Raw genomic sequence first — 23,864 nt, 5'->3', positions numbered from 1 at the left:
CTAGTAAGCACTTTGCAAAGTTGTAGTAAGCACTTTGACAAGTTGTAGTAACAAGAATTTGAAGTGATAGTTAAAACAAGAAAAAAACTGCACCTCACTTGGGTACAGTCCTTTGTAATATAATCAAGTTTGTATGGTTAGATTATTCATTCTTCAAAGCATAAACCGGATCTTTCCTTGCGGCATTCCAGGTTTGCCAACTAACTGTGATGATTGCAATAAGAATGGCAATCACTCCGGACAAGGCAAATATCCACCAACTTAAATTGATCTTGTAAGCAAAGCTTTCCAACCAATCAGATGCAGCATAATAGGCAATAGGGCAGGCAATAACAAAGGCTAAAGCAACCCAAATGCTGTATTCACCAATAATTTCTCTCATAATCTCAATTGAACTAGCACCATTTGCTTTTCTAATGCCAATTTCTTTGGTTTTATGCTGTATGCTGTAGGAAGACAAAGCATACATTCCCATTATAGACAATAAAATTGATAGAATTGCGAATAGGGTAAGCGTTCTCATTTCGTTGTATTGATTTCGATATAATTTCGCATAAATGTCATTCAAGAAATCATATTTCATTGGGTAGTTAGGGAATAACTTATTCCACTCCTCATTAAGTTTGTTTAATGCTTCAGCTTTATTTTTAGGATTAAATTTAGCTAAATAAGTACCATTAAAAATTTGTTTTAGGCCAATAACTTCTGCTGTTTCATGAGAAAACATATCAGCGTAATGGAGATCTTTTATGACTGCAACAATTTCTCCTCTTTTAAAAAAATTAGATGCACGGAAATTGAATTTAAATTGTTTACCAATTACATCTTGTGGGTTTTTGAATCCCAATTTTTTAAGAGCAGTCTCATTCAAAATATATTGCTCTTTAAAACTATGATGTATAGGCTCTAACTCAGCCAGTCTTTTATTCGAAATTTCTTCATATGGTATAATTGCAGAACTTTCCCATGCAAAATTAGAACCTTTCTGTAAATTCAAATTACCAGCTAACGGTTGTATTTCGAATAGTTTGAAAAAATCCTGGTCAACGGAGTTGATTGTAATTCGATTCTCAGTTTTTTTTTCGATGCCTTCCATTTCAAAAGAGTATTCAAATTCGCCAGACATTCCTGGAGGCATCATAGTAGCTGAAAAATAATTAATTTCAGGATGCTTTAGTACATTTTCTTTCAGTAAATCAAAGTTTTGGATTGCAGCATAGGGAAAATTTTTAATTGCTATTATAGTTTCCTTATTTTTTCCTGGATGGAAATCTTTCGTAAATGTAATTTGTTTGTGAATTACTATGGTCAAAGTGAGTGCCGCAATTGAAAGTACAAATTGTCCAATTAAAGAAATCACAAACTTTTTCGATCCTTCTTCCTTTTTTTGGCTTAAATTGGCTGTTATATTGTTAGTAATAAGAGGAAGTAAGCCAAGAATTCCAAATCCAATAATAAACCCAATAGCCACATAAAGAAATAAGATAATGTGTTTGGAAATTGAGATTTGAAAATCAATAAAATAATCAAAATGTAGTGTTATAATTGTTCCAATTAAGATAGATGCGATAATCTGTAGTGCCGATTTTTTTAACTGGGAAGAAGATAAATTTATCAAACTAGCACCATTGATAATTTTGATCTTTAAATTGTTCAAATCACTGTGAAGTTGCACACTATTTAGGTTATAGTAATTAATCATAGCAATTAGAAGGATAATTACAGCTCCGAAAATCAATACCCAAAGTGTGTTCATATTTCCATTTGTTCCTAACTCATCTTTTTTGTGACTTTGTAAGTGGATATCTCTTATGTTTATTAATTGAAAAGTTGGTGCCAATTCACCTTCTGCAACATTCTTTTTCCAATATTTGTTTAATGATTTTATGAAATGATTTGGATTTGTTTCATTTTCGAAGTGAAGGTAGGTATATGGATATCCGATAGAATTATTTGATTCTTCAAAATTAATGGATAATAATACATCAGGAGCCATATGAGAATTATCTGGGAATTCATCAAATATTCCAGTTACCGTGAAAGTTTGTCCATTATTGGAATCAAACTCACCTTTGACTTTAACCTCCTTTCCAATAATATCAATATCTCCAAAATATTGTATAGCTGCTGTTTTGCTTAATATAATTTCATATGGATTATTTAACGCGGTTGACCTATTTCCTTTTAAAAGTTTAAAATCAAACAATTCAAAGAATGTATGGTCGGTATAGAAGCTGTTTTCCAAAGAATGAATTTCTTCATTCACTTTCAAGTTTAAGTTGAAAGTGTGTGACAAGTAAGTCATGTTTTTTACTTCAGGGAAGTTGTCCAGTAGGCTTTCCGTATAGTATGAATGGAGACTTGCAGAGTTAACATCATCTATATTTTCCATGAATCCAACTCTCCCAGGTTCATCAATATTTATTCGATATATTTGATCAGCTTTGGAATGAAAATTATCGAAAGACAATTCTTTTATTGTGTAGGCGCTAACAAATAGAACAGAAGCAAAAGCAATTGCAATTCCAATGATATTAATTGTAGCCCATTTACTTTTTTTTGTTAAAATATTCATAGCTACCTTATTAATATTCAATTTGTGCAAATTCTTTTTTCGTACTCTCCATGGTCACTTCACCATCAAATAATCTGATTACTCGATGTGCAAACTCAGCATCTCGTTCCGAGTGGGTTACCATTACGATTGTGGTTCCTTCGGCATTTAATTCGCTTAATAAGTTCATTACTTCAAGACCGGTCTTCGAATCGAGATTACCAGTTGGCTCATCGGCCAATAAAAGTTTTGGGTTGGGTGCAATGGCGCGCGCAATGGCAACTCTTTGTTGTTGTCCTCCTGATAATTGTTGCGGATAGTGGTTTCTTCTGTGGCCTATCTTCATTCTGTCTAGCATTTCCAGGACACGCTTTTTCTTCTTGCCTAAATCGTATCGTAAATACTTTAATGGCAATTCTACATTTTTATATACACTCAATTCGTCAATCAAGTTGAACGATTGAAAAACAAAATTGATATTCCCTTTGCGAAATGTATTGCGCTGCTTTTCTTTAAGGCTACTAACCTCATTTTCGCAGAAATAGTATTTGCCATTGGTAGGACTATCCAACATACCCAGAATATTTAAAAGAGTAGATTTACCGCAACCCGATGGTCCCATAATGGCTACGAATTCACCTTCTTTAATTTCCAGATTTACTTTATTCAAGGCAGTGGTTTCTACCTCTTCAGTTTGAAATACTTTGCTTAGGTTTTCTACTTTGATCATTTTGTTTTATTAAAGATTCGTAAGTTATATAATTATTATTGTCATGCATAGAAGAATAGTAGCTCTTCCAACTGTAATAGTATTACTATAGTTGTGCCATTGATTCTAATTGTTAGTTTTAGAGTTAGTTGTGCAATGAAAGTGTTTTAGCAAGGAACTTCTAGCTGTAAAAAAACTTTATTCTTACTGTATAGTTTCTTTACATTTCGTTGAGTGGTTGATTCCATTTCTTTACTTTTGGTATACTAAACTCGAAAATGTATGCCCCCAGGAAATATTTTAATTGTAGACGATCACAAGCGCGTAAGAATTTCTCTTCAAATGCTATTGCAAGATGAGTTCGATACGGTTAACGTACTTTCAAATCCAAAAAGTTTACTTAGCGAGTTGCAGCACAATTCATACGACATTGTTCTTTTGGATATGAACTTTTCCGCTGGAGTGAATACAGGAAACGAAGGCTTGTTTTGGATGAATGAGATCCTAAAATATGATCCTGATTTGGCAGTGGTGTTGCTAACTGCCTACGGTGATGTTGAATTGGCAGTAACAGCCATAAAACAGGGAGCCACTGATTTTGTATTGAAGCCATGGGATAATAACAAGCTGATATCTACTTTAAAATCAGCTTTAAGCTTAAGGTTATCGAAAAAGAAGATACAAAAGCTGGAAACCGATAAGCAAGACTTAACCAGAGAGTTGAACCAAAACAAGTCTGAAATGATTGGTAGATCAAGTGTTATGATGAATCTGCGAAAGCTCCTGCAAAAAGTAGCCATTACCGATGCCAATGTTTTGGTTTTGGGGGAACATGGAACAGGAAAGGAGTTGATTGCACGAGAAATACATCAGCAATCCAAAAGAAGCAATAAGCCTATGGTTTCGGTGGATATGGGGGCCATGAGTGAATCGCTTTTCGAAAGTGAATTGTTTGGTCACGTGAAGGGAGCATTTACCGATGCCCGGGAAGACAGGCAGGGAAGGTTCGAATTGGCTTCGGGAGGAACCATTTTTCTGGATGAGATCGGAAACCTATCGCTTGCCATGCAGGCCAAATTGTTGTCGGTGCTTCAAAATAGGGAGGTAATTCGTGTTGGCGATCATCAAAGCAGGAGGATAGATATTCGCTTGGTATGTGCTACCAATAAAAACCTTCAAGAAATGGTTGCAGAAGGAACTTTCCGCGAAGATTTGCTTTATCGCATCAATACCATTCAGGTTGATGTGCCCGCTTTGCGAGATCGCGCCAGTGATATTGTGCTGCTTGCTGAATATTTTCTGATGAAGTATGCAAACAAATACGATAAAAGGCCATTGACTTATACTGATGAGGTATTGGTAAAGCTACAGAATTACCCTTGGCCGGGAAATGTTCGCGAGTTACAGCATGCTGTAGAAAAGGCAGTAATTCTTTCGGAGGGAGATAGAATTGCCAGCGAAGATTTTCTTCTTAAACAGAATGAAGCACAAGCAACCAATCTGCCACCTCAGAGCTTTATGGAGATGGAAAAGCAAATGATTCTTACCGCCATGGAACGCCACGATGGAAACCTAACACATATGGCTCGCGAGCTCGGCGTTACCCGCCCAACTCTTTATCACAAAATCAAGAAGTATGATTTATAAAAGCCTCTTTATTCAAGTTCTGATTCGACTCAGTAGTATTCTCTTGTTGAGTTTTCTTATGGGATGGATAATTTGGGCTACCGCTTATCCTTATATGGCCTTATTGGTTTTAATGCTCGTTTTGTGGTTAAGTTACCGTTTGGTTCATTATCTGAATACAACCAATCGTTTGTTGTCACAATTTTTCCTGTCAGTAAAGAATGAGGATTCTGCATTAAGCTTTCCTAAGAATATATCAGGCAAGTCCTTCGATGAATTACGACTGGGAATGCAGGAAGTAAATCTCATCATTAGAGATTTACGCCTAAAGGCACAAAAAAAAGAGATGATAAGCGATGCCATTATTGAGCATGCAGCAGTAGGTTTGCTATCCTTTGACGAGAATGGTTTGGTGGAGTGTATAAACCATAGAGGGCGTGAATTATTGGGTATACATAACCTCTACAACATTAAGGCATTGAAAAAAAACGATGCAGACTTGTTTGACCTGTTTGAGATAATGAAGGCTGGGGATACTCGTGTCTATCATTTGCAAGGGAATGGTGTAAGTAAATACTTGCTAATTTCTTGTACTACAATTAAGCAAGAGGGAAAGGAACTAAAACTATTATCCTTTACGGATATTAAAAATGAGATGGATGCGCAGGAGTTGGAATCCTGGCAGAAGTTGATTAATGTGCTTACTCACGAGATCATGAATTCAGTATCGCCATTGACCTGCTTATCCGAAAAACTGGAAAGCAATTACCAGCAAATTGAGACTGGTACAGTTCTTACCGAATCGGTTCTTACCAAAACACGCAACGGACTGCAGGTAATCAAAGAGCAAGGACAGGGACTGATGTATTTTGTAGAGGCTTATCGTGAGCTTTCGCGTATACCAAAACCTAATCCGCAAGCCATTTCGGTATCTCATCTGTTTATGCATTTGCAAGATTTGTTGCACATGTATTCCAATGATCAAATTCAGTATCATTTCAACATCAGTCCCAAAGACCTACAATTCTATGCCGATGAGGCTCTTGTGAAACAGGTGTTAATCAACCTGGTAAAGAATGCGCGTCAGGCCATTCACAGTAATGGGGAAATACACCTAAAGGCAGAGGATAAACAAAATGGCAATGTAGAAATCAGTATTACCGATACTGGTTGTGGTATCTCTGGCGAGGATATGAAAAATGTATTCATCCCATTCTTTACCACCAAAGAGGAAGGATCAGGAATCGGCTTAAGCCTTGCGCGCCAAATTATGCGTTTACACCATGGTCATATTTCGGTGGAATCGGAAGAGGGAAAGGGTACAAAGGTTAAGCTGGTTTTTCAGCATAGCTGTTGATCGTGGAGCCTTAATAAATGACTATCATATTATTTAGAATATGATTACTTTAGTAGAAGAACCCAAAACTACTTAAATATGAGCACGAAAGAAATTAGTCTCTTGCTTTATCCCAACAATATCAGTAATCAGAAAAACGATTATTACGCTCAGGTAAGGTATGTAGGTACCATCACCAATAATGATATTGCCGATTTGATGATTGCCGAAGGATCGGAATATCATAAAGAGAGTATTATAGACATTCTCACCCGATGTGATAGAATCAAAATGGAGAAGTTAGCGGAGGGCTATAAAATAAATACCGAATTATTTCAATCTCACTTAAGTGTTAAAGGCCATTTTAATGCTAGTTCTGGATCTGTTGATCCTGATGAACATCAGGTTAAACTCAAGTTTTCGGCCACCAAAAGAATGCGAGAGCTACTTACAAAATCTAAATTTCGAATTCTTGGCTTGGCCAACACCAAGCCCATAATAGGAAGAGTTATCGATTTAACCACCCAATCGGAAAATAAGCTGATTACGCCAGGACAAGTGCTGCAAATCGAAGGCAAACGTCTTAAAATTATAGGCGATGATCCGGGTGTAGGTGTATATCTGATTGACCAAAAAAGCAATGAAAGAATTAAATGCAAGCAGGAAATAGGTAACGAACCGCAAAAGCTATTGATATTATTGCCCAATTTGCAGTCAGGGAAATACTTGCTTGAAGTATGTACCCAGTTTGCAATGAATCGAAAATTGGTAAATACTACTCTAAGTGCAAGCTTTCACCTGCCTCTGTATGTGAAATAGCAATGAACCATGCTTAGCCACATGCCCGAAGATATAGGGCACACCCTTCTAAGGGTGTGTATACATACCATTAAAAGGGTGCTACCCCACACCCTCTAAAGGGTGTGCATACCATATACGTAGCAAGGGAATTGTGTCATTGGTAAAGAGGGAGCTGTTATTGAAAGGAGGAGTATGGGGAATTGAGCCAACAGGCGAGCTTTATCACCTCGCAATTAAGATCCCTTAAGGATTTTTAACCAATTTTATATCTTATTTCGTCAAACTATTGGATTGAAGCTAAAACATATACGCTATTTAAACCGTATTTAGATAGACAGCAATCCTTTTTATTCAGCTTTAAACCAAATACCATGTTATACAAAAAATTGAAATGTATTATTGGTAGGTGTTATTTGATACTTGCCATATTGGTTGGCACAGCCATAATTACAAGTGCGCAGGAACAATTTATACAAGATTCCATCCCATATGATGATGTACGTGTTGATGAACCAGATCAAATTCAGAAGCAAGAAAAACAGAAAAAGAACGGTATTCCCATTGGTTTGTTTGCCTATAACAAATGGGTGGACTTAAACGAAAATGATATTGTAGAGAAGAATGAGTTTTTTGGCTTGGGAAAGCAATCTTATGCCAAAGGGGAATCGATTAGTGCTTCTTTGTACGATCCGGCGATAAAAGAAGGTACAAACCTAAAACTTAGAATTTGGGATACCAGCGGAAATTTAATTCGAACGGTTCGTAAAAATTATACCACAAAACCTTTGTTCACTTACTCAAACTTCGATGCATTTTTACCAGTGGGAGAGTACATAATGACCATTAATCCAGCAGAATCTGGAAAAACATATCAGATTGACTTTCTGATAAAGGAACCAAATGGCAATGCTTTCGCAAAGATCAGGAAAAAATTACTTCCCGAGAGTTTTCATCTATTTAAGGAATGGATTGATGAGGATGGAGATATGAAACTGGATAGTGCAGAAGTGATTGGTTTGGATCAGACACGGTTTGATCTTGGGAAAGTTGATTTTCAGGTTGGACTAAATCTTCCTATGAACAACAAACAAGTGGTTTATCAGATTTGGAATTCTACCTATGATATGATTGCAATGAACATTTCAAGAATGGATAGTTTACAGCACTACACCATGAAAGAAGATACAATAAATTCAGGCAATCAATTCTTGAGAGTATTAAAAGATGTGCCGGAAGGGGAATATATGATTACAGCTTCTTTGGATATGAAAGATCCAATACAATATCGAATTTTGGTGCAAATAGGCGATTCTGCGGCTAATATTGTTAAGACCGATGAGGCTATGGCAGCTCAAGCTGATGAAACACCAGAATTGGAAGAGGTAACCGAAGAAATTCCAGAAACACCTGCCATGGCGATGAATATAAGTGAGAATGTAGAGAATTTGGCTCCAGAGTTTTCCAAAGGACAGGAGGGGTTCTTCTTTTTTACAGGCTTTATTGACTTGAATGAAAACAACAAGCAGGAGAGAGAAGAATTTATGGGAGCCGATCAGGAGTATTATTATTCAGAGTCGGAGAATGTGTTTGTTCAGTTTCATTTAAAGCAGTTTGTCAATAGTGAATTGAATCTGAAAATTTTTGATACAGAAGATCAGCTGGTTCGTGAACAAATTGGGAATTATACCGAGTCTCCTTTTGTATTTAAAGTATCTATGCCCGATGAGCCTTTAATTCCTGGCGAATACAAGCTTATTATGCAACCAGCAGGTTCTGAAATAAAATACCGATTAGAACTTACAATTAAATAATTTCACGCTTATAATATTTAAAAACTCCCACTTGGCATTGTTGCTAAGTGGGAGTTTTACTTGATCTATAAACTATAAAGAAAACTTAATTACTGTTTCATCACTTTTTTAGCTAGTCTCGAACCATCTTCCATTTCAAAAATGAATAAGTACATACCACTGGCTAAGTTGCTAAGATTTATTTCTTCCGATCTGTTTGGAGTGCCAATTGTTCTTAGCATACTACCATTTAAACTATAAATCTTGATTTGATTTACCCCTTTTAAATTCGATAGGTATAGAATGTCTTTAACAGGATTTGGATACAACTTAAGCTCTTTCTCCAGTACGTCATCTATTCCTGTAGTAAAAGCGATCATTTCAGTATAGTTACTATACACCTTATCACCTGTAAGTAGTTCTCCTGTTGTGGCTACAGGTGTAACTGAAAATCGGATGTATTTTCCACCATCAGCATTAAGCAATGTGTAATTTAAGCTTGTAGCACCCGAGATCTCACTTTCATTTGTTCCTTGAGTATTATCAGATCTGTACCATTGGAAAATTGAAGCGCCTTCCGTATCATTTTCAGGATCACTATATTCATAACTTGCAGTAAGCTCTTCTCCCTCGGTAAGAGTTCCGGTAATTTGTACATTGCTCGCAACAGGTGCATTTACCAATGAAACAACCATATCAGTATAAGAAGAATAAACAGTTTTACCCTCGAGTAATTCGCCAGTTTGAGCAATAGGAGTTACCGAGAATCTAATGTACTTATCTCGATCATCACCTGTAAGCTGATAAGTCGTATTTGTAGCACCACTAATGCTTATTTCATTTTTACCATTGGTATCTTCAGCTCTGTACCATCTGTAAACCGATGTTCCTTCCAAGTCATTATTGGCATCAGAATAGGTATATGATGCAGTTAGAGTTTCATTCTCTTTAGCTATTCCAGCAATGTTAACATTACTGGCAATAGGAGCTGAAATAACATTAGATTGTGTTAGTTGCTTTGTGGTGTAAATATGATATTCACCTGGTTTAAGAGTAATGTTGGCATCGGCATCCGTTACATTAATCTCCTCACCAGAGAAATAATCATACCATGTTCCTGTTTTACTGAAGTTAGCAGAAATACTACCTTCTTTTATATCAAAATTACCGATGATACGAACATCCATATCGGTATGATTGATTTCAATTCGTTTTAAAGCTTGTGATGTGATTAAATTGAAATCATCAGATTCGAAAGCAGGCTCTTCCTTTTTAATCTTTGACAAGGCAGCAAATACCTGGTACACTTTTTTACGATTTGGATCATCCTGATATTCCCATTTTACCGGTTTTTTCCCAGTTCTTCCACCTTCATTTATAGAGATATCATAACCAAGTTCACCAAATTGCCAAATCATTTTTGGTCCAGGTATAGTTAGGAAGAAAGCTGCAGCGGTTTCAATTCTTGAAAGGCCGGTATTTAGACTTCTTACATTGTAACCATCTAGTGATCTACCTTCAGTAAGGTTGCTATACATCATTCGTTCTTCATCGTGACTTTCCATATAACTAACTAGTTTAGGACCGTCCCAATCTCTACTTTTCCAAGATGTCCAATTAAAATTGGAGCTATTACCAATTGTGGCTGCACGATAGTCATGATTGGCATTTCCCCAAAGTAGGATACCATGAGCAGCAAGTTCTTTCTCTTCCGTGTTATCTGAAAGGTGTTCAAAAATTACTACTGCGTCTGATTTTACATTCCAGATTTCAGTAGACATTCTTTTTAGGTTTGCTATGCGGGCAGCATCGTATTGTCCTCCCCAAGGATCAGAGGAAGCACTATGTCTTTTGTTTGAGAACCCTTTGGTGAAATCGAAGCGGAAACCATCAATGTGGTATTCTTCCATCCAGTATGTGTTAATTCTATCAACTAAATCTTTTGTTGCTTGACTCTCGTGATTTAAATCATATCCCCAATGAGCATCTGTGTTTTCAAAGTTGTGTTCTTGATTATACCATGGATTATCAGCAGTTGGTTTGCTACCATCAAAGTACATGCGCAAGAATGGTGATTGCCCGTAGGTATGGTTCAAAACCATATCCATTAATACAGCAATTCCTCTTTTGTGACACTCATTGATAAAGGCTTTATAATCGTTTTTAGTACCATAAGCTTTATCCGGAGCAAAATAGAAAGATGGATTGTAACCCCATGAGTCATTCCCTTCAAATTCATTGAATGGCATTAGTTCGATTGCATTTACACCTAATCTTTCCAAATAATCCAGGGTGTCAGTTACTGTCTTGATATTACCAGCTGCAGTAAAATCTCTAACATGAAGCTCATAAACTACCAAATCTTCTTTTTTAGGCATTGTAAAACCATTGTCAGTCCAGCTAAATGCAGTTTGTGCAGTTTGGAATACACTGGCGATTTCTGTTGTTTTTCCTTCAGGATAATCGATTAAATTTGGATAAGTATCGTCGTTTATGTACTGGTCATTCCATGGATCGGAAAGTTTATCTGCATAGGGATCTGCAATTTTTATGTCCCCATCGATAAGATATTGGTAAATGTATTCTTTGCCAGCTTGAAGATTGTTAATGGTTACCCAAAAGTTGTCACCATCCTTCTTCATTTGGTACATGTTGTCCAGTTTCCAGTCAGAGAAGTCTCCAATTACATACACATACTCCTTATGAGGCGCATATAGTACAAGTGTTAAAGAAGTGTCGTCGGTATAATTGATACCCGCAACTACATTGGCCGGCATGCTTTCATTTACTACATCACCGCGAACAAAGAAATTAACTGTGGCTCTTACTTCTTCTGTACCATCGGTTGCAACAGCTACCAATTCATGATTCCCGGCAACATCTGTGTTTATGATTTTACTAATTTCAGTTTCTGTGGTAGTTTCATTCTCAACACCATCAAGAAATAGAGTTAGATTAGTACTTGCATTTGATTGTATTGTTACCTGTAAATCTTCATTTTTCTCAATGACTTTATTGTTGGCAGGAGAGGAGAAGCTAACGTTTAAGCCACCTTCGCTTACATCAGCAAAGATATCTGTTCCGCCATCACCTTTTCCTTCTTTCGAATTATCAGAAGAACGGAATACGAAAGCCATTTTTAATATTTTCTCTCCGTCAGCAACGCCGTAGTACTCGCGAATGCTTGGAGTTATTTTTAATTCCCACTTGTTGTTTCCAAGTGAGGTCAATTTGTATTTGGCACTGTTGTCGCCCCAAGTTGGTGCATATTTCCAATCAGTGTCGTTTGAACTATTTTCGGTAATTACACCAGTGTGAGCATATACATCACCTGTGTAATCCTTTAATCCTCCGGTTCCCAATGAAGCATCAAAAGTAATGGTCACTTCATCACTTTCGGTAGGAAAGGCGGGAGAGGTTGTGATAATTTGAGCCTGACCAATGAATGACATTAGCAGGAAAATAAAGGTAAGATATGTGTAAAGTTTCTTCATAGTCAGAACTTTCTATTGATTGAATTCCGTTTGGTTTCAGTATAAAAAAATGCAATTAGCAACCAGGAGAGTTACCAATTGCATTTAATTATTTGAAGCAGGGTAGCCTCTTGACTACCCTACATGCTTATAGTTTTATTAAGGAGTTGTGATCGAACCAGCTCCAGTTAAGAAGTTAAGAGATATATTGTCACCAGCAGTAACATTTACTCTATCTTGATCGCCACCAGTTCCTCTGAATTCAATTTTGTCATTAAGAACAATGAATTCAGCTTGCCACCAGTCACAGTTTAATGTAGGTGCATCAACATATATTCTTAATTCGCCATCGTTAGGAACACCATCAAATTTGATCACTTGGTTGGTATTGTCAACGGTGAATAGATCTGCAGGATCTCCACCATCCCATCCACCAAATACATTACCCATACCGTAAACTTTAGGTTCGGCAATTTCGATAGTGTTATTTGCTAAGTCAACAACAACCATATAATATCCGGCTGTAGCAGGAACAGGGATGTCAGTACCACCTTTTGCGTAAACACCATTGGTTGCATCACCATCTCTACCAAAGTCTCCACCTGACCATGCAGCTTGAGGAGCACACTTAAAGTTTCCTGAACCTTTCATCCAAACAATTTTCCAGAACAATTCAGGATGACTGTGAACAGGTACAAATTGTAGTTCGTTTTTCCAATTCCAGTCTTCGTCATCAGGACCAACACCATTACCAGTCATGTATAGTTCAGTAGGATAAACAGGCTTGGCAACAATTGTGAAAGTACCTGCGTTTAGATCAACAGTAATGGTATATTCAGCGTCACCACCGTCGAAAGTAATGTTACCATTAGCAGTTTTTGGACCTAAGATACCAGTGTTACCATTTTCCTGAATATTACCCCAATCAAGGTCGCCCCAGCTTTGTTGGCCGATAAACTTGAACTGAGCACCATCTTTTATTGCTTTCTCAATAGTATAAACACCTTCGCTTACTTTAGTGAATGCAACAGCATTATCAGCATCCCAAGTTGGATCTGTAGCATTGTAATCACCAACAAGGTAAAGATTGTCGTAATCAAAACCATAAGTAGCAGAACCTACTACATGTGAAGTAATGTTTAATGTACTTGATACGAAATCAGCTTCAACTTTATACCAGCCAGTTTCTCCGTTAAACTTGAAGTTTCCAGCATCGTCACCAGCACCTTCAATATTATCAGATAAAGTAGCGAATTTACCAAAGTTGTAGTCGTAACCACCTTCGCCTTGTTGCTCCGAGAATTTAAATGTACCATCTTTGGTAAGTTTCAGATATTTAATGAAAACATCATCAGAACCATGTGCTTTCAATGCCCCGGCTAAATCAGCAGCAGCGGTTGCACCTCCGTAAATGTATAATTCAGCAGGAATTGGTACATCAAGGTATGGAGTTACTTTCATAGAAACTGCATTCGAGTACAAGCTATTTAGATCTTCATTTGCAAAAGCTCTAATTCTTGCTTCTAATTCTACTTGCTTCGCAGGAGGATATCTTCCTGAAATCAATTCATTAAGACCTCCTACCTTAATTGCAGTTGTTGTTTCTGAAATTCTATCGAACTCCAAAGGGTTTGCAAATTCATTACCCACAGTATCAATCTGAACGTAATACCTCACTCCAATAGGATCTGCGAAAGTAGATTCAGACCAGGTAAGTTCAACAATGGTTTCACCTTCGTTCTTTTTCATAAGAACCAGGTCAATTTCTTCAGTTAGTTCATTAAGTACTGGTGCTGTACCTTGAACTGGTTCTGTTACATTCGGCGTGTCAAAATCATCGTCGCAGGCAACGAATAGAACCGCCAAAAGTGATATAAATAAATATTTTAAATTTTTCATGCTTATTCAATTTTACCGGTTTGATTAATAAAGTCAAGCACAATAGTTTGCTCACCTGCATTCATATTAAATCTTTCTTGATCATCCCCATCTTCTCTGTATTCAATTTTACCATCAAGGAAAATGAATTCAGCATGCCACCAGTCTCCAGAAGAGATATATGGATGAGTTACATGAAGTCTAAGTTCGCCTCCCAAAAAGTTTTTGCTTAGTTCCATTGTTTTGTTTTCAGCATTTAGCTGGAATTTGTTTTCTTCAATAACAGAACTTGTTGGCCAAGCATCAACATTTGGACCTGTAATGTATATGCTAGCAGGTTCAATAATAAGGGTGTTGGTTGCTAGGTTAACACCTACGGTATAGTACCCTGCTGTTCCCGGAACTGGGATATCCTCACCTCTATTATCAACTGTACCTAAAGTATATTCACCGTTTACAGGATCTCCAATTTTTCCAATTACACCTTTATAGTTTTCATCAGAACAAAGCTTAAAGCTACCTGTTGCTTCCATCCAAACTATAGTCCAAGAATCATCTGGTTCACTATGAATTCTATTGAATTTAAGCTTGTTGTTTTGTGCTACACGACCTACACCATCCCCAAATAGATAGAAAGTATTAGGCGCAAACAAAATATCTAAGTATGGAGTAGTTGCAAAGCTAACAGGTTCTGAATAAAGAGTGTCAACTCCTGCCAAAGAATAAGTCATAACTCTCGCAGAAACATTTGCTTCTACATCTACAGGTAATAAAAGAGATTCAGTAAGAAGCTCATTTAATGCTCCAACAGTGAAAGTGAATGCATCATCAGAAGCGTTAACATCAAAAGTAACAGGATTTGTAAAATCACTAGTTGCAGCAAATTGAAGCTGATGAGTTGTAACAATATCCACACCGTATGATGCTGGAGTATAAGTTATTTTAATTGATTCAGCTTTAATATCCTTAGAAATGTTCAAGGTAGAACCGAAACCTGTGATGTTACTGGCAGACTCATAATTTGAATCATTTAATTTGATAATATCATCGTCATCGCAAGAAAAAAAGCTTACTGCGAGAAGTAATATTAGTATGTATTTTATATTCTTCATAACGTATTTTTTAATCTATTAATAACCTGAGATATTCGACAGATTTGGATTTGCATTGATATCTGACGATGGAATTGGAAATACATTATATTTTTCATCAGTAGATGTCCCATCAGCAACGGCACCTTTCCATGGCCAATTATAAGTTCCTCCTGTTAGTTTTCCATATCTAATTAGGTCGGTTCTTCTATGGCACTCCCAATATAGTTCTCGTCCTCTTTCATCAAGTATAAAATCCAGGTCTAAATCGGCTTCGGTGATGTTACCAGATGCGTCGCCATATGCTCTTTCTCTAAGTTCGTTGATGTAATCAACTGAAGCAGATGTAGTACCACCTTGACCTCCACGAAGTACTGCTTCAGCATATACCAAGTAGAAATCAGCTAGTCTGTACAATGGGAAATCAGTATCAGGGAATGATAAATTTGACCCTACAGCACCAGTTGAAGTTATATTTCTAAACTTACGCAATGCATATCCATCTCTAAAGTTAAAAATGTCTCCGATTTCAAGATTTTGTCCTTCAGTAAAGAACAAGCCACGAGAATCGGTGCCAGTAGCATCTGGGAAAAGATTTACAAATGCTGAAGTGGTTCTGTTACCTCCCCAACCACCATCAATACCAGACTCGCTTGCTGGCATATCACCTCCAACAGTTGAGTGAATAATAAAAGTCATACCACCCCATGTTTGAGAGTTGTTACCGTCTGATGTGATAGGGAAAATAATTTCATTAGTTCTTAGGTGATTATCAGCTAAAAATAAATTCTCATAATCAGCTTCTAATGAATAGCTATCAATGATTTTGTTAGAATAAGTAATGGCTTCAGTATACTTAGGAGTATTAATGTAAACTTCTGCATTCAAATATAATTTAGCCAGAATTGCCCATGCTAAACCTTTGTCTGCTCTACCATACTCATTGGTCCCTGGATCCATTAGGTCATTTTCTATAGTAGTAAGTTCTGATTCTACATAATCAAAAAGTTGCTGTTGCGTAGCCATTTCTGGGAAGAAAAATGATCCAACACGATCTTTTTCGGTTACAAAAGGACCACGACCAAACATATCTAGCATATGGTAATAGCTTAAAGCTCTTAATACTCTAGCTTCATTTCTAAATGCATCAAATTCTGAATTTCCTTCAGTTAGTTGAATCAGATTGTTACAATAGGCAATTTCAAGATTAATACGATAATACATTGCAGTAACAAATTCATTGTTACTATTCCAGTCTTGATCATGTAAATCTCTTAAATTACCATCGTTCCAAGCACAAATAGCTTCGTCTGTTGGTAGCTCTTGGTGATTCCATAATAATCTTAAATATGAAGAAAAACCACCATTGATACTGCTAATATCCTGATCTGCATCAACACCTGATTGACCACCTAGAATTAAACCTGCATAACATTTAGCCAAAAGTTGTTTATATGATTCAGCATCGGTCAACACCTTTTCAGCAGTTGCTAGGTCCTCACTACGAGGAGTTGTGTTCAAATCATCTTCACACGACACACATGCAAATAATAATGCAAATGCTATCATGATATAATTTGTTTTAAAATATTTTTTATTCATAACTAATAACATTTATCAATTAAAATTTCAGATTCAATCCAAACAAGAATGTTCTTGGTCTTGGATATACGTCGTTATCAATCCCTCCGTTAACCTCAGGATCTAATCCGCTGTAGTCTGTAATAACAAATGCATTCTGAACAGAAGCGTATGCTCTGGCATTAACATCGAAACCTAGAAGAGGTTTTAATAGTTTTGTGAAGTTATAACCAAGAGTAATATTATCTATTCTAAAGAAAGATGCATCTTCTAGGAAATAATCAGAGTATTGTTGTGCAGTTTCGAATTGCGATTTGTTAATTTCTGTAGGAAGGTTTGTTAGGTATTCATTTACTGTCATTTCCTGGTATCTACCACCTACAATTACATTATTGTAAATTTGTCCACCAATTCCAATTCTACCATTAAATCCGAAATCAAAATCTTTGTATTTTAGATAAGATGAGAACCCCATATTGTAATCCTGAGCAGGATCTTCAGCATAGTATTTATCGTCATCATTTATCAGACCATCTTCATTTCTATCAACGTAAAGACCTTCAATTGGTTTTCCGTTTGCATCATAAACTTGCTCGTAAACATAGAATGTATTTAGAGGATGTCCAACAGAGTGAATTTGGATATTATTACCTACTCCTACACCACTAATTCCACCAGTTTCTACACCTGCATATGTAGGGTCGTCATAGTTTGTTAAACTAGTGATTTCGTTTTTGTTGTAAGCTAGGTTAAATCCAACCTCCCAAAATAAATCCTCTTTATTCATTACGATACCGTTGATGGTGAATTCGAAACCATTGTTTTCCAAATCACCAACATTTGTTGTTAACAGGTCGATAAAGTTTGTACCTGCAGGTACAGGGATTGTATTTAGTAGATCTTTAGTTTTACGCTTGTAAACGTCAAATGTACCATTAATTCTGTTATTGAGGAATCCAAAGTCAATACCAGCATTATATGTGGTAGTTTCTTCCCACTTAATAGCTTCATCGTATCCGTTTGGTCTAATCAAATTATAGAATTGATCTCCAAACTGGTATCTGGTTTGCGAATCACTAATTTGGTAAACTCCTAAATAAGGGAAATCTCCACCAATATCTTGCTGTCCAGTAATACCGTATCCTAAACGAACTTTAATGCTACTAATAGCCTCAATGTTCTTAATAAATTCTTCTTCACTTAATCTCCATGCAAAAGCAGCTGAAGGGAAGGTACCCCAACGATTATCTTCATGGAATCTTGAAGAACCGTCTCTACGAACAGTAGCTGTAAGAATATACTTGTCCATAAAGTTGTAGTTAACTCTACCAAAGTACGAAATTAAGTTGTTTTGTGGTTCTCTAACAGGATCTAATCTTGTGCTACCATCTCTAAGATCTTCAATACCTGTAGATTTAGCCCAAAACTCTTGCCACTCGTAACCAGCCATTACATCAATTTTACTGTTAATTGATGGCAAATCTTTATTATAAGTTAGATAAAGATCTAAAAGCTTATTTTTCTTTTCTTGTGTGTAATTTCTTTCAACAACATCCAGATTACCTCTTACCCAAGATGCTTCACGATCAGTAATTGTGTATCCTTCACTATCAGAATAGTCATATCCTAATTTTACACTAGCTTGTAAATCAGGGAAGAAGTGTAACTTATAATCAGCTTGGAAATCAGCGATAAATCTTGATACATCTGATTCGTCGCGTCTTTGTTGTAGCTGAGCAACAGGGTTACGAGTTGCGTTTACATTTCTTGAACCATCACTCATCAACCAGGTTGTATAACCACCGTAAATACCACTATTGTTGAAAACAGGTTTGGTAGGATCAAAACGTAATGCACTTCCAATAGCACCTCGATCTGCAAAACGGTTATCAATGGACATGTATTTTAAACCAGCATTAAGTTTTAAGTGATCTTCAAAAAACTTTGGATTAAGGTTTAATGTACCTGTTGTTCTTTGCATTTCTGAAGTTTGCAATATACCTTTTTGGTCAGTATAACCAATTGATGCACGGTAAGGAATGTTTTTAATAGAACCTGTAATACCTACATTGTGCTCGTGGCCAGATGCATCACGATAAATTTCATCTTGCCAATCAGTTGAAGCATTGCCAAGTAAATCAGGATTTACTGAAGAATTTGTAAGTGCTCTCTCATTGACAAGAGCTCTAAATTCACTAGCATTTAAAACATCAATGGTTTCTTTAATCTTTCCAAAAGAAAATTTAGCATCATAAGTTACTTGAATATCTTGTCCAGCTTTTCCTTTCTTGGTGGTAATAAGAATTACACCGTTGGAAGCTCTGGAACCATAAATTGCTGTAGCAGAAGCATCTTTTAAAACTGTAAATGTTTCAATATCATTTGGATTTAATGAACTTAAAACATTGCTCATTCCATCAATAGCTCTGTTGTCCAATGGAATACCATCAACAACGATTAATGGATCGTTACTAGCCGACATGGAAGATCCTCCACGAATACGAATTGTAGAAGCCGAACCAGGTGCCCCTCCGTCACTTACAATCTGTACACCAGCAACTTTACCTACGATTAAATCTTGAGGAGAACTTGTTGAACCTTGATTAAAATCATCAGAATTTACTGAAAAAACAGCTCCTGTTGCATCATCTTTTCTGACCTGACCATAACCAATGACCACAACTTCGGAAAGGTTTTCGGTTTCAACACCAAGAATGACATTAATCTGAGATTGCTCTCCAACCAAAATTTCTTGTGTTTTATATCCTACAAATGAAAATACAAGTGTAGAATTAGCATCGACATTAAGCATATATTTTCCGTCAATGTCAGTTGTAGTACCTATTGTGGTACCTTTAACTACAACGGAAACCCCAGGTATACCCATGCCATCGTTTGCATCGGTAACAGTACCATTAACTGCTTTTTCTTGTGCTTGCAAAACGGTAAATGAAAAAACCGTAACAAGCATGAGAAGCAGTTTTCTTAGCATACTAATGTTAAGTTCCATAAATAGAAATTTAAGATAAATTAGAAATTAGTTAATAGATAAGATATACTTTAAATACTTAAAGAAATATGAACTCAAGTTTCCGACCCTTTAGCTTCCTTCTTTGGCATTTAAAATTATCTAAATCTTAAGTTAGCCTTAATTTTTTCTATTACCAAAGATACGTAATGACAAAAGCAAGTTTTTAAGCCATTGATGTTTAAGTGCAAATAAATCATCGCAATCGTTGCCGCAAACGTTTGATATATAATTATCTTGATATATTAATCTAGGGGAGAATTATTATGTGATAATCAAACGGTATTGTTTAAATTTTCCTATATTTACAGATGCTACAGTAATTTTGATTGGATTAATTCTAGTGTGTTCTTAATGCTTTGATAACATTAGAGTTGTGTGATCAATCTGATTTATTAAATCTCTATTAAATCTCTATGAGAAGCGGACAAGTAACAATTAAAGATATTGCAAAAGAATTAGGCATTTCTGCCTCTACTGTTTCACGAGCATTAAAAGATCATCCTGATATCAGTGCAAAAACAAAGGAAGCTGTAAATGAGTTAGCAAAGAAATGGCATTATAAGCCTAATGCGGTTGCTCTTAGTCTAAGGCATAGCAAATCGAATGTTATTGGAGTTATTATTCCCGAGATTGTTCATCATTTCTTTTCATCTGTAATTAGTGGAATTGAAAAAATTGCACATGAGGCTGGGTATAATGTTATGATGTTTCAGTCGAATGAGTCTTATGAGAGGGAAATGGCCAATGTGCAGGCCTTGTTGTCGAGTAGGGTAGATGGTGTATTAGTGTCCATGTCTAAAGAAACAAGTGATTTTAGTCATTTTAAAGAATTAAGAGATAATGGTATTCCTGTAGTTTTCTTCGATAGAGTTTGCAATGAGCTCTCTTCTGATAACGTAATTGTTGATGACTTTGCGGGTGCTTTTACAGCAGTAGAGCATCTTATAAATACCGGATGTAAAAGAATTGCTCATTTGTCGGCACCACAACATATGCTTCTCGGACAAAATCGTCAGAAAGGTTATAGGCAGGCTTTGCTGAAACACAAACTTCCAATTGATGATGAATTAATTATTAAATGCGATAGTTTTGAGGAAGCATTGGAGAAAACTCCGGATTTACTGAAACTTCCACAACCACCTGATGCCATATTTGCAGTTAATGAGCTTACAGCAGCAGGAGCATTATCAGTTGTAAAGAAAACAGGATTTAAAGTTCCTGAAGATATATCTATTATCGGATTTACCGATGGGGTTGTTTCTAGAACTTCAGATCCGGCTTTAACTACATTGGAACAACATGGATATGAGGTTGGATTAAGAGCAAGTGAATTACTTGTTGGAAGAATTAATGAAGGAGATATGGACTATGAGCCTGTAACCAAAGTTGTAAAGACCAATTTGATTGTTAGAGGATCTACTAAAAACTGACAATTGATGTTATAATATTGTAAAGAGTTGATTTTTTCAACTCTTTTTTTATTTCGATAAGTTGGAATATTGGCTCTTAATAGAATAAAATGCAAAAAAAATAAAATTCGTTGCAATCGTTTGAAATAGGTTGTAGGGCTTGTTTTTACTGGGATGTGGAGAAATTGAAGTGCAAAACTTTTTGACAGATTACTTACTTTTCCGTACTTTTGACCTCAGAGGGAAACCTCTTTTCCGACTTAATTAAAATATACTTCCTTATAAATATGATCTCATTTCCGGGTAACTGAAGGAAATGAATATGGTCTTGTCCATTTTTTCGATTTTGGTAAAAGTTAGTTGGTCTTAGTTGTATTGAAATATTCAATACTGTGGATCATGATTTATTCCTTTGTTTCTATTATCCGTACTGTTGTGATATAAACTGTTGTTATAATGTAACAGTTTAAATTGAAATCAAACTTCTAAAAAAAGAAAGAAGAATTAATATCGATCAGATGAAGAAACAACCTCGTTTAAGCTTTTGGCAAATCTGGAACCTGAGCTTCGGATTTTTAGGTGTTCAGTTTGGTTTTGCATTGCAAAATGCAAATGCCAGTAGAATATTAACAAGTTTAGGTGCAGATCCACATGAACTGTCGTTTTTTTGGTTGGTGGCACCAATTATGGGATTGGTGGTTCAGCCAGTAGTAGGAGCTGCAAGCGATAAAACCTGGAACCGTTTGGGACGAAGATCTCCATATATTTTATTTGGAGCAATCGTTTCGATGTTGGCGATGTTTTTAATGCCAAACGCTCCAATGTTTGTAAAGGCAGGTGGTGCCTTGGTATTTGGTGTTGTTATGCTTGCCCTAATGGATGGATCTTTTAATGTAACCTTCCAGCCATTTAGAGCATTAGTTGCTGATATGACACCTGAAGAACAGCGTAATGTTGGTTATTCGGTTCAAAGTTTCTTAATTAATGTGGGAGCTGTAATTGGATCGGCTTTGCCATTTATTATGACTGCAGCAGGTATATCGAATGAGTCATCAGGAGGTCATGTTGCACCTTCGGTTATCTGGTCGTTTTATATTGGAGGTTCACTTCTTTTAATTAGTGTATTAGTAACAGTATTTAAAACAAAGGAATATCCGCCAGAAGAATTTGAAGCTTATAACGACATTACAGAAGAAGATAAGGAAACGAAAGAGAGTTTTTGGAACTTATTGGTAAATATGCCAAAAACAATGAAACAATTATCAATCGTGCAATTGTTTTCGTGGTTCCCTCTTTTCTTGTTATGGGTTTATTCAACTACAGCAATTTCTCAGCACTATTTTGGTGTACCTATTGATTTTAACGCAGAAACAGAAACCAATAAGCAAATCCTTGATGCTTTTAATGAAGCAGGTAACTGGGTAGGTATCTGTTTTGCTGTGTACAGTTTAGTAGCAGCACTGTTTTCTATTGTAATGCCTAAGCTTATCAGCTTAACCAGTAGAAAAACAGTTTATGCAGGAGCTTTAATTATGGGAGGTTTAGGTTTTATATCTACTATGATGTTTAACGACCAATACATGTTGTTAATTTCTATGATAGGTGTAGGTATTGCCTGGGCTGGTATTTTGGCTATGCCATATACAATTCTATCGGGAGCATTACCTGCTAAGAGAATGGGTATTTATATGGGACTTTTCAACCTAACCGTAGTTGTACCTCAAATTTTAAGTGGTGTATTCGGTGGGCCAATACTTCGAACTTTTTTTAACGGCAACGGAATTAACATTCTGGTACTTGCCGGTGTTATCATGATTTTAGGAGCAATATCTGTATTCTTTGTGAAAGAATCAGATAAATAATAAACAATTTATAGAACTGATGGGAAAGATTAGTGCATGCATCTTCGATTTAGATGGTGTGGTTGTTGATACGGCAAAGTATCATTACATCGCATGGAAAAGTTTAGCAAATGAATTGGGATTCGATTTTACTGAAGAGGATAATGAAAGATTGAAAGGCGTGAGCCGAATGAGATCATTAGATATCCTTTTAGAAATTGGTGGAGTTGAATTGGATGATAAAACGAAACTTGAACTGGCTGATAAGAAAAATAAAAACTATGTGGAGTACATTTTAAAAATGACTCCTGATGAAATACTTCCAGGTGTAAAAGATTTCTTTAATGAGCTTAAAGAGCAGGGGATAAAAATTGCTTTAGGTTCTGCCAGTAAAAACGCTATGACCATTTTAAATCAGTTAGAACTTACTGATTATTTTGATGCAGTTGTTGATGGAACACATGTTAGCAATGCAAAACCAGATCCTGAAGTATTCTTAAAAGGAGCTGAGTTGTTAGGAGTTTCTCCATCGGAATGTATTGTTTTTGAAGACGCCGAAGCAGGTGTTGAAGCTGCTATAAATGGTAACATGAAATGTGTAGGTATCGGATCACCTGATGTTTTGGGAAAAGCAAATATTGTTGTTCCTGGATTTGTAGGTTTTTCAATGGCTCAATTAAACTTTTAACGATAAACAATTAATGCTTAGCAGTAATTGTTTAAAAGTTAACTGCTAAAGGCTAA

At 36.2% G+C, this 23,864-nt stretch carries 14 protein-coding genes; 7 read left to right on the top strand and 7 right to left on the bottom strand.

Features of this window, described 5'->3' with window-relative positions; genetic code table 11:
- Window positions 1-142 precede the first annotated feature (142 nt).
- The gene (locus tag DF185_RS11415) at window positions 143-2,575 is read right to left on the bottom strand and encodes an ABC transporter permease (RefSeq protein ID WP_133250025.1); all 2,433 of its coding nucleotides are present in this window, start codon (window positions 2,573-2,575) and stop codon (window positions 143-145) included.
- 10 nt (window positions 2,576-2,585) lie between these two features.
- Window positions 2,586-3,284 carry an ABC transporter ATP-binding protein gene (locus DF185_RS11410; protein ID WP_110360876.1) on the bottom strand — a complete coding sequence of 233 codons (699 nt, stop codon included), beginning with the start codon at window positions 3,282-3,284 and terminating at the stop codon, window positions 2,586-2,588.
- 261 nt (window positions 3,285-3,545) lie between these two features.
- Between DF185_RS11410 and DF185_RS11405 the strand changes: the two genes are divergently transcribed.
- The 4 genes from DF185_RS11405 (at window position 3,546) to DF185_RS11390 (ending at window position 8,837) form a co-directional block, all read left to right on the top strand.
- A complete protein-coding gene (locus tag DF185_RS11405; RefSeq protein ID WP_110360875.1) occupies window positions 3,546-4,910 on the top strand; it encodes a sigma-54-dependent transcriptional regulator in 1,365 nt (454 codons plus the stop codon).
- Complete coding sequence (locus DF185_RS11400) at window positions 4,900-6,246, top strand: sensor histidine kinase (RefSeq protein ID WP_110360874.1); 1,347 nt, start codon at window positions 4,900-4,902, stop codon at window positions 6,244-6,246. The genes DF185_RS11405 and DF185_RS11400 overlap by 11 nt, the downstream gene beginning before the upstream one ends.
- A gap of 78 nt (window positions 6,247-6,324) precedes the next feature.
- Window positions 6,325-7,044, top strand: a complete 720-nt coding sequence (locus DF185_RS11395; RefSeq protein ID WP_110360873.1) for a DNA-binding domain-containing protein — start codon at window positions 6,325-6,327, stop codon at window positions 7,042-7,044.
- A gap of 353 nt (window positions 7,045-7,397) precedes the next feature.
- Window positions 7,398-8,837, top strand: a complete 1,440-nt coding sequence (locus DF185_RS11390; RefSeq protein ID WP_110360872.1) for a hypothetical protein — start codon at window positions 7,398-7,400, stop codon at window positions 8,835-8,837.
- An 89-nt stretch (window positions 8,838-8,926) separates the two neighbouring features.
- Here the strand turns inward: DF185_RS11390 and DF185_RS11385 are convergent, their stop codons facing one another.
- The 5 genes from DF185_RS11385 to DF185_RS11365 all read right to left on the bottom strand — a co-directional run bounded on the left by DF185_RS11385 (window position 8,927) and on the right by DF185_RS11365 (window position 19,849).
- Entirely contained in the window at window positions 8,927-12,310 is a 3,384-nt protein-coding gene (locus DF185_RS11385; RefSeq protein ID WP_110360871.1) for an alpha-amylase family glycosyl hydrolase, read from the bottom strand.
- Window positions 12,311-12,448: 138 nt separating this feature from the next.
- On the bottom strand, window positions 12,449-14,188 hold the full coding sequence (locus DF185_RS11380; RefSeq protein ID WP_110360870.1) for a SusF/SusE family carbohydrate-binding protein: 1,740 nt from the start codon (window positions 14,186-14,188) through the stop codon (window positions 12,449-12,451).
- Between the two features lie 2 nt (window positions 14,189-14,190).
- Window positions 14,191-15,279, bottom strand: a complete 1,089-nt coding sequence (locus DF185_RS11375) for a SusF/SusE family carbohydrate-binding protein (RefSeq protein WP_110360869.1) — start codon at window positions 15,277-15,279, stop codon at window positions 14,191-14,193.
- 18 nt (window positions 15,280-15,297) lie between these two features.
- Window positions 15,298-16,860 (bottom strand): RagB/SusD family nutrient uptake outer membrane protein, encoded by a 1,563-nt coding sequence (locus tag DF185_RS11370; RefSeq protein WP_110360868.1) that lies wholly within the window; start codon window positions 16,858-16,860, stop codon window positions 15,298-15,300.
- Between the two features lie 19 nt (window positions 16,861-16,879).
- Complete coding sequence (locus DF185_RS11365; protein WP_110360867.1) at window positions 16,880-19,849, bottom strand: SusC/RagA family TonB-linked outer membrane protein; 2,970 nt, start codon at window positions 19,847-19,849, stop codon at window positions 16,880-16,882.
- 434 nt (window positions 19,850-20,283) lie between these two features.
- On the opposite strand from DF185_RS11365, the gene DF185_RS11360 reads away from it, so the two are divergent.
- From DF185_RS11360 to pgmB, 3 genes are all read left to right on the top strand, one after another.
- On the top strand, window positions 20,284-21,300 hold the full coding sequence (locus DF185_RS11360) for a LacI family DNA-binding transcriptional regulator (RefSeq protein WP_110360866.1): 1,017 nt from the start codon (window positions 20,284-20,286) through the stop codon (window positions 21,298-21,300).
- Window positions 21,301-21,797: 497 nt separating this feature from the next.
- On the top strand, window positions 21,798-23,141 hold the full coding sequence (locus tag DF185_RS11355; protein ID WP_110360865.1) for an MFS transporter: 1,344 nt from the start codon (window positions 21,798-21,800) through the stop codon (window positions 23,139-23,141).
- Between the two features lie 19 nt (window positions 23,142-23,160).
- On the top strand, window positions 23,161-23,808 hold the full coding sequence (gene pgmB / locus DF185_RS11350) for a beta-phosphoglucomutase (protein WP_110360864.1): 648 nt from the start codon (window positions 23,161-23,163) through the stop codon (window positions 23,806-23,808).
- Window positions 23,809-23,864: the final 56 nt, after the last annotated feature.

The organism is Marinifilum breve (assembly GCF_003202155.1).
Classification (GTDB): Bacteria; Bacteroidota; Bacteroidia; order Bacteroidales; family Marinifilaceae; genus Marinifilum; species Marinifilum breve.
Note: the sequence above shows the minus strand (reverse complement) of the source record. Positions and strands in the feature narration are given on the sequence as shown.